The organism is Lysinibacillus sp. NPDC093688 (genome assembly GCF_050280145.1).
Taxonomy (GTDB): Bacteria; Bacillota; Bacilli; order Bacillales_A; family Planococcaceae; genus Lysinibacillus; species Lysinibacillus xylanilyticus_B.
Window position 1 is genome coordinate 55,012 of the sequence record NZ_JBNNUX010000001.1, and the last position, 14,477, is coordinate 69,488.

The 14,477-nt window shown below is 39.6% G+C and carries 14 protein-coding genes; 9 read left to right on the forward strand and 5 right to left on the reverse strand.

The window, feature by feature from the left end; genetic code table 11:
• The first annotated feature begins 1 nt into the window (after position 1).
• Genes ACQKN2_RS00265 through ACQKN2_RS00300 form a run of 8 tightly spaced genes read left to right on the forward strand, consistent with a single transcriptional unit; the run spans position 2 to position 8,598 of the window.
• Positions 2-751, forward strand: a complete 750-nt coding sequence (locus ACQKN2_RS00265; protein ID WP_427413131.1) for an SDR family NAD(P)-dependent oxidoreductase — start codon at positions 2-4, stop codon at positions 749-751.
• An 11-nt stretch (positions 752-762) separates the two neighbouring features.
• On the forward strand, positions 763-2,217 hold the full coding sequence (locus tag ACQKN2_RS00270) for an aldehyde dehydrogenase family protein (RefSeq protein ID WP_427413132.1): 1,455 nt from the start codon (positions 763-765) through the stop codon (positions 2,215-2,217).
• Positions 2,218-2,242: 25 nt separating this feature from the next.
• A complete protein-coding gene (locus ACQKN2_RS00275; RefSeq protein WP_427413133.1) occupies positions 2,243-3,271 on the forward strand; it encodes an ABC transporter ATP-binding protein in 1,029 nt (342 codons plus the stop codon).
• Complete coding sequence (locus tag ACQKN2_RS00280; protein WP_427413134.1) at positions 3,246-4,223, forward strand: ABC transporter ATP-binding protein; 978 nt, start codon at positions 3,246-3,248, stop codon at positions 4,221-4,223. The genes ACQKN2_RS00275 and ACQKN2_RS00280 overlap by 26 nt, the downstream gene beginning before the upstream one ends.
• 36 nt (positions 4,224-4,259) lie before the next feature.
• Entirely contained in the window at positions 4,260-5,231 is a 972-nt protein-coding gene (locus ACQKN2_RS00285) for a P1 family peptidase (RefSeq protein WP_427413490.1), read from the forward strand.
• An 18-nt stretch (positions 5,232-5,249) separates the two neighbouring features.
• The gene (locus ACQKN2_RS00290) at positions 5,250-6,797 is read left to right on the forward strand and encodes an ABC transporter substrate-binding protein (RefSeq protein WP_427413135.1); all 1,548 of its coding nucleotides are present in this window, start codon (positions 5,250-5,252) and stop codon (positions 6,795-6,797) included.
• Positions 6,798-6,814: 17 nt separating this feature from the next.
• A complete protein-coding gene (locus ACQKN2_RS00295) occupies positions 6,815-7,756 on the forward strand; it encodes an ABC transporter permease (protein WP_427413136.1) in 942 nt (313 codons plus the stop codon).
• 14 nt (positions 7,757-7,770) lie between these two features.
• Entirely contained in the window at positions 7,771-8,598 is an 828-nt protein-coding gene (locus tag ACQKN2_RS00300) for an ABC transporter permease (RefSeq protein WP_427413137.1), read from the forward strand.
• On the opposite strand, the gene ACQKN2_RS00305 is transcribed toward ACQKN2_RS00300, so the two are convergent.
• Both ACQKN2_RS00305 and ACQKN2_RS00310 read right to left on the reverse strand, forming a co-directional pair.
• The gene (locus tag ACQKN2_RS00305) at positions 8,587-10,224 is read right to left on the reverse strand and encodes a PucR family transcriptional regulator (RefSeq protein ID WP_427413138.1); all 1,638 of its coding nucleotides are present in this window, start codon (positions 10,222-10,224) and stop codon (positions 8,587-8,589) included. The genes ACQKN2_RS00300 and ACQKN2_RS00305 overlap by 12 nt on opposite strands.
• 235 nt (positions 10,225-10,459) lie before the next feature.
• Positions 10,460-10,912, reverse strand: coding sequence for a MarR family winged helix-turn-helix transcriptional regulator (locus ACQKN2_RS00310; protein WP_427413139.1), 453 nt, complete (start codon positions 10,910-10,912; stop codon positions 10,460-10,462).
• Between the two features lie 194 nt (positions 10,913-11,106).
• Between ACQKN2_RS00310 and ACQKN2_RS00315 the strand changes: the two genes are divergently transcribed.
• Positions 11,107-11,547 carry a GNAT family N-acetyltransferase gene (locus tag ACQKN2_RS00315; protein ID WP_427413140.1) on the forward strand — a complete coding sequence of 147 codons (441 nt, stop codon included), beginning with the start codon at positions 11,107-11,109 and terminating at the stop codon, positions 11,545-11,547.
• 569 nt (positions 11,548-12,116) lie between these two features.
• Here the strand turns inward: ACQKN2_RS00315 and ACQKN2_RS00320 are convergent.
• From ACQKN2_RS00320 to ACQKN2_RS00330, 3 genes are all read right to left on the reverse strand, one after another.
• Positions 12,117-12,878: an aminoglycoside 6-adenylyltransferase gene (locus ACQKN2_RS00320; protein WP_427413141.1), complete on the reverse strand. Its 762-nt coding sequence runs from the start codon at positions 12,876-12,878 to the stop codon at positions 12,117-12,119.
• A 62-nt stretch (positions 12,879-12,940) separates the two neighbouring features.
• Entirely contained in the window at positions 12,941-13,330 is a 390-nt protein-coding gene (locus tag ACQKN2_RS00325; RefSeq protein ID WP_427413142.1) for an RDD family protein, read from the reverse strand.
• Positions 13,331-13,360: 30 nt separating this feature from the next.
• Complete coding sequence (locus ACQKN2_RS00330) at positions 13,361-14,335, reverse strand: carbohydrate kinase family protein (RefSeq protein ID WP_427413143.1); 975 nt, start codon at positions 14,333-14,335, stop codon at positions 13,361-13,363.
• Positions 14,336-14,477: the final 142 nt, after the last annotated feature.

Sequence of the window (14,477 nt, forward strand, 5' to 3'; positions counted from 1 at the left end):
CATGGCAGTAGAACAACAGGTCATCATCGTTACAGGTGCTGGTGGTGGTATGGGAAAAGCCATTATTCAGGAACAGCTTTCAAAAGGCAATATTGCAGTAGGGCTTGATTTATCAGTAGCTTCTCTAAGCGATTTAGTGCAGCAGGACGCCTTACGCTGCTTTGAAGTCAATGTCTTACAGGAGGAGCGTGTGAACGAAGTATTCAAACAGATTTTTGACGAGTATGGACGGATTGATGGACTAGTCAATGCACTTGGTATAGCGCAGGCAGCAAAACCGATTGAGCAAGTAACGATGGACGAGTGGAACCGGTTAATGGATGTCAATGTAAAAAGCTTATTTATTACAACAAAGGCAGTTGTTCCTTATATGAAGGAGCGGCAAGAGGGTTCCATTGTCACAATCGCTTCTATTTCTGCTGTACGACCACGCCCAGGTTTACAAGCTTATATAGCATCTAAAGGGGCGGCAGAGAGCTTTACACGTGGTTTGGCTATTGAGCTAGCGCCGTTCCAAATACGTGTGAATACGATTCACCCAGGGCCAGCCGATACTCAGATGCTTGCTCAATTTACGGCACAAGGAGCGGACGTCGAGCAAACAATGCAAAGTGTCTTTGTTCAATCGGTCCCACTTGGGCGATTAGTGAATCCAGCAGACATTGCAGGAGCAGTAAGTTATTTACTCTCTAATGCAGCGAGCATGGTTACAGGAACGACATTACATGTAGACGGTGGTCGTGGACTATAGGAGGGATAAGCGTGAAAAAAATTCCGATGTTGATAAATGGTGAGTGGATACATGGTGGTATGGAAGCATTATTGGATGTCATGAACCCCTCTACTGGTGGAGTCATTGCCCAAATTACGAATGCGAGTAAAACCCAAGTTGACGAGGCTGTACGTGCTGCACGTGTAGCGTTTGAAAGTGAAGAGTGGCGGAAAATAAAGGCCTATGAACGTGGCCAGCTACTTATTGAACTTGCACGCTATATACGTCTGCATGCAGAGGAATGGAGTTTATTAGAATGTCGTGATGTTGGAAAGCCGTTAACTCAAGCAAGAGCGGATATTGAAGCGGCAGCACGCTATTTTGAGTTTTACGGAGGAGCTGCTGATAAAGTAATGGGGGATACGATTCCCATTGAAGACGGTATTTTAAACGCGGTAGTGTTAGAGCCTGTCGGAATTACCGTACATATCGTGCCTTGGAATTACCCTATTCAAATTACAGCGAGAAGTGTAGCAGCTGCCATTGCTACTGGCAATGCTGTAATTGTTAAAAGTGCGGAAGATACGCCATTAACTACACATGCCATAACGGAATGGTTTGCGGATAAAGTGCCAAGAGGCATTTTTCAGCATATTACTGGTTTAGGTCGTGCTGTTGGACCGTATTTAACATCCCATCCTGATATCAATCATATTACGTTTACAGGCTCTGTTCCAACAGGCATTGCGGTCATGAAGTCAGCCGCTGAAAATGTTGTACCTGTGACGTTAGAGCTCGGTGGAAAATCTCCAAATATTGTTTTTGCGGATGCCAACATGGAGCAGGCGCTTGAAGGAGTTGTACGCGCCATTATTCAGAATGCCGGGCAAACATGCTCTGCAGGAGCCAGACTCCTAATTGAAGAAAGCGCCAAAGAAAAATTCATGGCACAATTAGTGCAAAAATTCCAAGCGTTAAAAGTTGGTCCGGGTGAAGCAGATGTTGATATGGGCCCGCTTCTAAATGAACGACAATATACGAAGATTTCAACACTACTGCAAAAGGCGCAGGAAGATGGCTATGTAGTTACTGGTGGTGAAACACTGACGATTGAAGGTTATGAACAGGGCTATTATGTTGAGCCAACAATACTTGCAGGAGTAGAAGCGAACGATCCACTCGCGCAGGAGGAAATTTTCGGACCAGTGTTGACTGTATTTACGTTTAGGACGGTTGATGAAGCGATTACCTTAGCGAATAGTACAGATTACGGTTTAGTTACAGGCGTTTGGTCGAAGGATTTGGATACTGCACATTATGTTGCAAGCCGTGTAAAAGCTGGACAAGTGTTTGTTAATAACTATGGAGCAGCAGGTGGAATTCAAATGCCGTTTGGTGGCTATAAAAAGAGCGGCATTGGACGAGAAAAAGGTTTTGTCGCGTTGAGAAATTATACGCAAATGAAAAATATCGCAATACGCTATGCACCACCTAATCAAATGTAATGAAATGTGAGATGGAGGGATGCATATGGATCAGCCAAAAGAAAATCAGGTGCTCCTAGAGGTAAATCATTTAAAAATAAAATTCCATTTAAAAAATGGTCAACAGGCGAAAGTGGTCGATGATGTAAGCTTTACGATTCGTAAGGGAGAAACGGTTGCGCTTGTAGGTGAGTCTGGAAGCGGAAAAAGTATTACATCGTTATCAATTATGCGATTACTGCCCATACCACCAGGAGAAATTACAGCTGGTACCATTAAACTGAATGGCAAAAATCTCTTAGACTATAAAAATAAAGAAATGGGCAATATAAGAGGCAATGAAATTAGTATGATTTTTCAAGAGCCAATGACATCATTAGATCCTGTGTTTACAATCGGCAATCAAATGATGGAAGGAATTCGTAGACATCAAAGGACATCAAAAAAAGAGGCGTGGGAGAAATCTCTACAGCTTTTAAAAGAAGTGGGTATTGCCAATGCAGAAAAAGTGATTGCTGAATATCCGCACCAATTATCAGGTGGTATGCGCCAGCGTGTCATGATTGCGATTGCAATGTCCAATAACCCTCAACTGTTAATTGCTGATGAGCCAACAACGGCACTTGATGTAACAGTACAGGCACAAATTTTGAAGCTTATGATGAAGATGAAGGAAGAACATCATTCAGCTATTTTATTTATTACGCATGATATGAGCGTAGTAGCAGAAACGGCAGATCGCGTTATGGTTATGTATGCAGGACAAATTGTAGAAGAAGCTCCAGTGCGAGAGCTTTTTATGAATCCAAAGCATCCGTATACAACGGCTCTTTTAAAAACAATGCCTAATATGGAGACAGATGTGAAACGATTGCCGTCAATTCCAGGCGCTGTTCCACCGGCTTATGCGTTACCAGAAGGCTGCCGTTTTGCATCACGCTGTCCATTTGCGATGGAACAGTGCAATGACGTGCAGCCGGCAGTAATCCATATTCAAGACGAGCATAAAGTACGCTGTCATTTATTTACGGAGAAAGGGGTGCTTGATCATGACGAAAAAAGAAGTTTTGCTTGAAATTAACCATTTAAAAGCCTACTTTCCTGTGAAACGTAAATCGATGAAGGAAGAAAAAAAGGTCATTAAAGCAGTCGATGATATTTCTCTAGAAATTTTCCGAGGTGAGACGCTTGGGATCGTAGGCGAATCCGGCTCCGGAAAATCGACGTTTGGCCGAACTATTTTAAAACTCGTTGAACCGACGGAAGGAGAAATTTTATATAAAGGACAGCCCATTCAGCAATTAAAGGGAAGTAAACTACAAACCTATCGCAATCAAATGCAAATGATTTTTCAGGATCCTTTTGCATCACTCAATCCTCGTATGCGAATAGGTGCCATTATCGAAGAGCCGATGAAGCTACAATTAACATTAACGAAAGAGCAGCGCAAAGAACATGTAAAGGAGCTTTTACAGAAGGTAGGTCTACCAGAAGATGCAATGCAAAAATTCCCGCATGAATTTTCTGGCGGTCAAAGACAACGAATCGGTATTGCGCGGGCTCTTGCTATTCATCCAGAGTTCATTATTGCGGACGAGCCTGTATCTGCATTAGATGTTTCGGTGCAGTCACAGGTCTTGAATTTAATGATGGATTTACAGGATGAATTTCATTTGACCTATTTATTTATTTCACATGATTTAAGTGTTGTGAAACATATTAGCGATCGAGTGGCTGTGTTGTATTTGGGGAGGGTGGTGGAAATTGGCGCGAAGAAAGAATTATATGCTAATCCTCTGCATCCATATACGCAGGCGTTGCTATCCGCCATTCCAGTGATCAATTTCGATGAACCGAAACAAGAAATACCGTTACAGGGGGAATTGCCAAGCCCAATAAATCCTCCCGTAGGCTGTGTGTTTCATACACGTTGTCCCTATGTGATGGACAGATGTCATCAGGAACGGCCTGTTCTTCGGGAAGAAAATAAACATCAACGGGTAGCGTGCTTTTTATATGATAAATAGATTGAAAAATCAGTCTATATGAAGTGGGGTGTGATGATGTTTGGAAATATTTCGGATGTGCCTGGAGTTAAAGTTGGGCATGCAGAAAATAGTGAAGGAATTACAGGATGTACAGCGATTTTAGTGGAAAATGGTGCAGTTTGCGGTGTCGATGTAAGAGGTTCAGCACCGGGCACGCGAGAGACTGATGCACTTGATCCTATTAACGAAATTGAGTATGTGCATGGGATTTGCTTGTCTGGAGGAAGTGCATTCGGATTGGATGCTGCGACAGGAGTCATGCAATTTCTAGAGGAGCGGGGTGTTGGCGTAGAGGCAGGTGTTGCTACAATTCCACTCGTTCCTAGTGCGGTGCTGTTCGATTTATTTATCGGTGATCCAAAGACAAGACCTACTGCTCTAATGGGCTATGAAGCAGCTAAGAGTGCGGTTGTTGGTCCATTTGCAAATGGGAATATAGGAGCTGGTTATGGTGCGACTGTAGGGAAATTGGCGGGTCCTCAATTTTGTATGAAAGGGGGACTAGGCAGCGCCTCTTTAGCTGGTAAAGGGGGTGTTGTAGTGGGGGCCATTGTTGCTGTCAATGCTGTTGGGGATGTAAAAGATCCTACTACAAGAAAAACGCTAGCAGGAGCAAGGGATCCAAAAACAGGGGAATGGATGGATTGCTGTACGTATTTAGAGGAGCATGTGCAATCGGAAGCATTGTCTGGTACGAATACGACAATCGGTGTCATTGCAGTAAATGCCAAGCTGACAAAAGCAGAGGCGAAAAAAATAGCTCAGCTTACACAAAATGCTCTTGCACGAACAATTTATCCAGTACACACAATGCTGGATGGGGATACGATTTTCGTGCTTGGTACAGGGGATAAAAGATTTCCAGTAGACTATTTGGGCCATTTGGCTACAAGAGCTATGGAGGAAGCAATCATTACTGGTATTAAAGCTGCTGATAAATTAGCTGAAGTAGAAAGCTATAAAAGCATTCAAATAATGAGCACATAGGGAATAGGGGGAAATGACATGAGGCTAAAGAACAATTGGTCGTTGCTGTTATTGACAATGATAGTAGTTTTACTAATGAGTGCCTGTTCAAATGATGACAAAAAAGATGCAAGTTCTGAAGGAAAGTCAGTAGCAGATTTACCTCAAGAAATCGTAGTACGTATAAATGACGACCCAGATTTTTTAGATCCACATAAAGCAACAGCGTCTATATCGTACCAAATGATTCTTAATATTTTTGAAGGACTAATGGCACCGCAAACAGATGGAACTTTAATAGAAGGGTTAGCCGAAAGCTATGCAATATCTGAAGATGGTTTAACTTATACATTTAATATTCGTCCGGGTGTGAAGTTTCATAATGGTGAGGATTTAACTGTTGAGGATATTCAGTATTCATTTGATCGTTTAATGGGGAAAAACGGTGGTGAAAAGATGTCAAACAGCTTTGATAATGTTGCGTCAACAGAAGCACCAGATGCCAATACATTTGTGATCAAGCTAAAAGAGCCGAACTCTAACTTCTTATATTCATTAACTGCTCGACAATCAGCTATTTTACCAAAAAGCAATGATGGAAAGCATAATGAAAACCCGATAGGTACTGGACCATTTGCTTATGTAAAATACTCTCCAGGTACTAATTTAGAATTGAAGAAAAATGAAAACTACTGGAAAAAAGGGTTACCATACTTGAACAAAGTGACGTTTACCTTCCAATCGGATGATCAAGCAGCGATTATGAGTTTAATGGCCAATGAAGTCGATTTAACGAGTGTACCTTGGCAGCGCGTAAGTGAAGTAGGAGATAACTATAACTTATCTCACCAAAATAATAACTCATCATTAATCGTTACCTTTAATGAAACGAAAGCTCCTTTTGATAATGTAAAGGTACGTCAAGCAATTAATTACGCGATTAGTAAGTCCGATATTATCGACTCAGTGTATGCAGGCTATGCTGTACCACTTGGTTCAAATATGAGTCCAGCGATGGGGGACTATCAAAAGAAAGGCTTAGAAAATATGTATAAGCGTGATGTGGAAAAAGCTAAAGCATTATTAGCAGAAGCGGGCTATCCTAAAGGCTTTAAAACAAAAATTACAGTGTCTTCACATAATGGTATGTATTCAAATATCGCGCAAATCGTAGCGGATAATTTAAAGGAAATCGGTATTGATGTAGAAATTGAAGTTGTAGAATGGGGCATTTGGCTAGACCGAGTTTACTTTGGACGCGACTATCAAATGACAACAATCGATTTAACAGGTCGTGCATCTGCCTATGAAATTTTAAATGACTATATTTCAACGAATGATAGTGAAAACTTCTTCAGATTTAAGAATGATGAATACGACAAAATTATGGCAGATGTTTTAAAGGAAAGAGATCAGGCAAAACAAATTGATTATTACCATCGCGCACAGGAAATTTTAGCTGAGCAAGCAGCTGCGGTATACATCGCAGATTATCAGATTGTTTGGGGCTCTAAAAAGCAAGTTACTGGATTAAAGAGCTATCCATTCTGGTTCCATGATATGTCTGAAGTTAAATTTTCCAACTAGAAAGGGATGAGTGCTTGATGATGTATATGATACGTCGATTCATCCTGTTAATAACAACCATCCTTCTAGTGTCGATAATTACATTCGGTGTTTTTCAAATTTTACCTGGTGATCCGGTTCGGACAATGTTAGGTACTGAAGCGGATCCCACACAAATTGAAAATTTGCGATCAGAGCTTGGCTTGAATCGCCCCCTTTATGAGCAATATACAGATTGGATGAAGGGATTATTAACAGGGGAATTAGGAAATTCCATTCGTTTTTCAATGCCAGTAAAAGATTTACTGTTTGATAGACTACCTGTAACGATGTCATTGGCTGGGCTCACCCTCTTAATTGTGTTACTCATTTCCTTACCATTGGGGATGTTTGCGGCGAGAAGACAAAATAGATTCAGTGATATGTCGTTGTCGACAGTGACGCAAGTTGGGATGGCCATTCCTTCTTTCTGGCTTGGAATGATACTCATTTTATATGTGGGACTGCAGTTCAGCTTCTTTAAAATAAGTGGGTATATTCCATGGACGCAAAGTGTAGGAGGAGCATTAAGTACACTCGTTCTTCCAGCATTAACAATTGCGATTCCACAAATTGCGGTCAATTTTCGCTATGTTCGTACGGCAATTTTAGAGCAAGTTCAGCTCGATTATGTGCGTACGATTCGTAGTAAAGGGATGTCTGAGCAAAATGTTATGTATAAGCATGTCTTAAAAAATTCGATGATTCCAATATTAACGGTATTTGGATTAATCATGGCTGAAGTTGTTGCTGGAACGATTATTGTGGAGCAAGTATTTTCACTGCCAGGCGTTGGTCAACTCCTCATCACGGCTATTAGTAATCGTGATTTTCCATTAGTACAGGGAATCGTTATGTATATTACTGTAGCAGTGGTCATGATTAATTTTATGGTCGATATTTTATATTCTGTGTTAGATCCTAGAATCCGATTACGATGAGCGAGGTGGATACGATGAAACATATACAAAGATACCTGAAAAATATTAATTTAATCATTGGTCTACTAGTCATTGTCGGTTTTCTAATCATCATGATAATCAGCTTTTTTTATACACCACATGATGTGAATTCGATGAATATACCTCAAAAATTACGTAGCCCAAGTAGTGATTATCTTTTTGGGACGGATGAATTTGGTCGTGATATTTTTAGCCGTATTATGAAAGGAACACAAACGGCCTTTTCAGTCGGACTATTGACAGTATTTATCGGAACAATTTTTGGTATTTTAATTGGTGGTATAGCGGGGTATGTGGGTGGCTGGATCGATGAAATTTTTATGCGCATGATGGATGCATTAATGGCCTTTCCAGGAATTATACTAGCTTTAATGCTCGTTGCGGTATTTGGACCAGGGATTGTTAATACGGCTATTGCATTGGGTATTATCGCCATACCAGCCATTGCCAGAATTACACGTAGTGGTTTCGTCCAACATCGTGACACTGAATATGTTTTAGCAGCAAAGCTAATCGGCGTAAAACCTTATAGCATTATGTTTCGCCATATATTACCTAATATTTCATCGCAGATTATCGTCGCTGCCACTGTAACCTTTGCGACTGCGATGCTTGCGGAGGCGGCACTGAGTTATTTAGGGCTTGGCGTGCAGCCACCAAACCCTAGTTGGGGAAGAATGTTAAAAGATTCACAAGCCTATTTAGTGGGAGCCCCTTGGTACACGTATGCGCCAGGTGGAGCTATTACAGTACTTGTATTAGGTTTGTATATGCTTAGCAATGCGTTACGCGATTTTATGGATCCGCGTTCAAAAGCGTAAAATATCAGGTGCTGTTTTTTTCAATAATTCATAAGCCTTCACCGCTATTTCTATATTGAGACGATGAGGGGCTTGTAAAAAATCAGCACCTAAAATATTTTCTAGTCGTTCAATTCGTTTATACAGTGTTTGGCGGACAATAAATAATTGTTCAGCTGTATCATTTTTAGCACCATTACATGCTAAATATACGCAGAGCGTTTGATAAAGGTCATTACCGTTCTTTTGATCAATTAACAGTATTTCTTGTAAATAATCTTTAACGTATTGTAAAAGAGCAGCATGATCCTGATGTAATAACAATCTGTAAACACCTAAATCTTTGAAGTAAATAGAAGAAGCAAGTTCATTATGTTGCATTTGAATGGTTGTTTTCGCCTCCTTATAGCCTTGATGTACGTTGTTAATGGATTGATATACATTACTAATGCCAAAGGTAAGGGTTATTTGCTCGAAAAGCTGCGGTGTTTTTCGGGCAATAATCTGCTGTACAGCTTGATTAAATGGGTCACGATTTTCTTCCATATCATCTGCTGCAATATAAAATGCAAGGATAATTATTTCATGTTGTCGAACCGAAACGGTAGGGAAAAAGCCAAGTTTTTTTAGGATGGAACGAACAAACATGACATTTTGTAGCTGTATTTCTTGCCAGTCTTCCTCTGTAAAGGTATCGGCATAATCCAGAATAGTAAATACGACTACACGATAAAATAAGTTGCGACTTTCCATTGGCAAATAGCTTTGATAATACTGAAGATCAATAGGCTGACCTTGTATTAAGGAGAGGATAAATTCATCCTCACGACTTTGCTGGCGTTCTTGTAGCATTCGATTGCGCATTAATATTTGGGCAATAGACATCGTTGCACGTTCAAGGTTTAACAATGTATAGTCACTTGGCTTCGGCAGTACAGAATGCATACATAAATAGCCCCATACTTGTCCAAGTCCATTGACCGGAATGATGACGAAATAATCTTTGTCAATGGATAGTAGTTGAATAGGTTCATGTAATTCTAGTTGCTGGCAGTGGTCCTCCATAAGCTGTAAATACTTTTTGGCTTCTATTGGATAATAAAAGCTTTTTGTATCTTCTGAGACAAATAAAAATAATGCATCGGTATCTTGATGAAGTACCTGTAAAATTTTCAAAATTCCATTTGGCATTAACGACAATTCCATAAAAGTCTTTGATATCGTATCAAGCTGTGTTAGTGCTTGCTGATGCTGATTAATAATGTACGTATGTAGATCCTGCGTAATATCGATAAATCTTACAACCTCTTCAAAAATGATGATAGGAAAATCATGAGCATTAGCCATAGCAACCAGTTCTACAGGAACATAATCAAAATAATCACCAATCTCAATACAAAGAGCTGCAGCACCATTACGAATAAGATTTTGTAAATAAGCGATTTGTGTTTCACGCTCTAACTGTAAACCTACACCAGTTGTTAAAATGAGCTCTCCGCCATTTATTAAAGTATCAAAATTTTTTATTTCTAATATATGTGTCCATAGTACTTGTCGATTTAGACCTTGTTGTCCTGCGATTAGCTTGGCAGATTCAAAATGCTTTCGCTTTAATACATCACGTACAAGTAAAGGATGTTTCGACATAAGTAAGCACCTACCCTTCGATGTACAATAATTATGTTTGATTAATCAGAAAATTTCAATGTTAAATAGAATAATAGATAGAATTCAGTACTAAGGGTTACCGGGATGAGAGACAGACAGAGGCATATATGCATTGAACGTAGGTTTGCAATTTTGATATGGTCGCTGTATTGAAAAAGATATTCTTCGTAAAGGAAGGCGATTCCAAATGCTCGAAAAGCGCAAGGAATCGCCTTTAATAATTTCGTTTATTCCCTTTTTTTACATATTCCCAATCAGTTTCAATGTTTTGACGAATACGAATTAAAAAGTCTTGAACACTGTCCATTTCTTCAGGAGAAAAACCACCTAATGCTCTAGCATTCGAATAGTCTCCTTCTCGCTTTAAAAACGGATAAATCTTTAAACTTTTTTCTGTTGGGAAAAGTTGTTTGTTTTTCTTGTTACCAACTTCACTACGCTTTTCTACAAAACCTTTTGTCTCCAACTTTTGAATCGCTCGGGAGGCAGTTGTGCGATCTACCTTCAATAGTTCAGCAACCTTTTCTTGAATAATACCAGGGTTTTCACAGATGCGAGTGACATACAAATACTGTCCCTTTGTTAAATCAAGCTCTTTAAACTCAATATTACTAATGGAATCAAGTGCCCGCGCAATCGCACCAATATCTCGCAAAATTTCCTTCATCGATTGCCTCCGAAAAAATATTGTAATTGCAATAAAAAATACTCTATACTATATATTATCATCCATGCAAGGAAATTTCACTTTATAACTACAGGTGGTTTTCTATTCCAAGCTGCGGGTTAGCAGCGCAAAAGCAAGTTCAAGCAACGGAGAGCACGCTCCTAAAACAGCAAAAAAAGAGGAGGAATATAAAAATGAACACAAAAAAAATTATAGATGAAAAAGATTTACAAACTGCATTTGCCATTCGTAAAAAAGTATTTATTGAGGAGCAAAAGGTACCAGAGGAATACGAATTTGATGAATTCGACACTCTAGATGCAGCATGTGATCATATTCTTGTGTACTATAACGATCAACCTGTAGGTACTGGTAGACTGCGAGTTGTTGATGGCAATGGAAAACTAGAGCGTATTTGTATATTAATAGAATTCCGTCAATTTGGTTTAGGTAAAGTAATTATCCAACGTTTAGAGGAAATAGCACTTGAAAAAGGTTTAACAAAATCAAAATTAAACGCGCAATCTTATGCAGAGGGCTTTTATGAAAAATTAGGCTATAAGCGTGAAGGTGAAGAATTTATGGATTGTGGCATCCCACATATTTTAATGAAAAAACAATTTAATAAGGCGTAGGGTATCCATTATAAGCGGTATTTATTTAAAAAATAGCAAACTAAGTTTTATGTTAGTTTGCTATTTTGTTTTAACTACTTTCAGCGGGTTTTCAAACACCCGCTGAAATAGAGGAACTCAGTCTAAGGACGCCACGTCCTGTGGCAATTTATCTGTGCGAAAGCGAAGCGACAGCAACACGGTTTTAACTGTGCGAAAGCGAAGCGACAGCAACACGGTTTTAACTGTGCGAAAGCGAAGCGACAGCAACAACCACACGCCTGAGTGACCAACATCGGTGCTGCTGCCGCTACGTTAGCACTACGCTTTCGCGCAAAAAACATCTGTTGGCCTAAAGCTTCCGGCGGATGTCACGGAATCGGAAATGAGTTCTTAGGGGATGTTAGCCTAAAATCATCGCAACCATGCGATAACGGCTAACTGAACAGCATCGGTAAAAACGCCACGTCCTGTGGCATTACCGAAATGACCGACATCGTGTCGGCCCTCGTGCAGGCCTAAGCACAAAGCCGATTCCGGACGCATTGTTTATCTGCGCGACAGCGGCAATTATGCCGACGCATAATTGATTACATTAGCTCTTTTATTTTTTTCCATAATGGCTTGATTTTTTCTTTATTCGGCACATTTGCAAATATCCAATCTGATTCATTATTGAAGGCGTTCACTAATTTCTTAACGGCCACCTCATGTGTTTCAAGGCTCATACAATTCATGATATGGACTATCTCATTTAATGGGTCAGTGGGCAAAGATTTATCTAGCGCTTTAAGTCCAAGTACAGCTCGTTCAGGGCAATATTTATGCAGGAGTACTTTAGCGAAATGTTCTAAACTATTCCGCAGTAAATGAACGCACCAAATCTCATTTTCACGTTTAGCACTCCAATAATATTGATACAAATACCAAATAGTATCATCTACAGCATCTTGAAATTCAAGTTGCGTTAATGACAAAGTTGTATTTTTCTGTTTAGCTGTAAGGATTCCATTCGGATCAAATAATATTTTAATGGCATCTTTATCACTTATTTCAGAGGGAGGTACGGTAAATAAATCGATATGAATCATATCTTCATATACGACTAGTAGCTGAGGGGCAATAATGTAAATGTCATCAACGAATAATGTTTTCATATAATTTTCAATATGCTTCTTGCGATTGGGCAAAAATGCTTCAATATTTTCTTCCTTTACAACGCAATACATATCGATATCTGAAAATTCATCATGCTCCTCTCTAGCCAGGGACCCTCTTAAAAATACAGCTTCAATATATTGATCATCTTTTAGACTTTCAAGTAAAACCTCAACAACATGATCCAAATTCAAGTGTATCCTCTCCTTATTTTAAAACAGGCTACCCAAAGTATATTTTGAGCAGCCTTAATTTGCTAGATTTCCTTTACAACAGTTCCTGAGAAGTTATCGTGAGGAAGAAGTTGTCCGTTTTGTTGTTCGAACGATTTTGGATTTTTCAAGTAATCGAATGGGCTAATTGAGTCACGATAAGCCATCCGTTTCATAATTTGAGTGGGAGCCAGCTTACTCCCAGTTTCATTTTCAAGAACTAACCCCATCTTTTTGTAGCCAACTGTTTGACCTTTTTTACGTAATTGTGCAAATTCAAGTGACCACATAACGACAGTCGGTGTGACAAGGGCATGAATAGCCTCGTTTTTTACTTTTTTTCGCAGGACATATTCTACTCCAGCTGTGACAGCCGTTGAAAGTGCCAAATCAATTAGAAATGCTTTTGTTCGTTTTTTGGTAATAGACTTCATCGAAGTTCCTCCTCATAAGTTCCGAAATTTTCAAAGGAATATATCTTCTTTAAATAGCAATTCCTGTTTAGTAAGGTAAGAGGCAATGGCCCCATGTTTTTCTGTCGAAGCGCCTGCATAGCTATTCGCGAAAGTAAGGAGGGAGGTAGCATGCTGCTGACAAAAGTCGATTAGATTGATTGCTGTAATCTGTTTGCTAAGGAGAATAGCTAACAATGCACCAATAAAGGCATCACCCGCTCCAGTTGTATCAATCGCATGGACCTTGTCAGCTGGTACTTTAACATGAAGCTTTTTCGTATAAAGACTTGCACCTTCTGCTTCACGAGTAATGATAATTACTTGTACTTTCCCTTGAAATAATGAATGGACCGCTGTTTTTTCCTCTTCAATCGCTGTTAAAAATAAAAGCTCTTCCTCGGACAATTTAACGATATGGGCCTTTGGTAAAAATTCTAAAATGGTTTGACGACATGCCTTCGCATCATTCCATAGTGGCAAGCGAACATTTGGATCAAAAGAAACGAGACTACCTGCCTGATGTGCCTGTTCAATCAAGGCTACATGTGCATATTTCATCGGGCTTTCGACTAAATTAACTGAACAAAAATGAAGAATATCTTTATCTGTTAATAGACTAGTTGGGAGTTGCGTTTTGTTGTATAGCAAATCTGCAGCGTGGCGGCGATAAAATAAGAAATCACGGCCTCCATCACTTGTCAGTGAAACAAAGGCTAGACTTGTTTCACCCTCAACAGTTTGAACAATATAGTTCGTATCGACATCGGCTTTTTTTAATGTTTCTACTAGAAAATCTCCAAAAGCATCCTGACCTACTTGTGTAAGGAGGGCTGCTTGTTGCTCAAGCTTTGCACAAACAGCTGCAACATTGGCAGGGGCCCCACCTGCATTTTTAGTAAATTGCTCAACTGTAGCTAGGGAGGCATTTTGTTCAGTAGGTGTAAAATCAATTAATAATTCACCAATTGCATAAAGTTTACTCATGGAAAAACCTCCTTTGTATCAATTTCGCCTTAGCGTAATTATTGCTGATGCTTTGCTTTCGCACAGAAAACATTTGTTGCTGATGCTTTGCTTTCGCACAGAAAACATTTGTTGCTGACGCTTTGCTTTTGCACAGAAAACA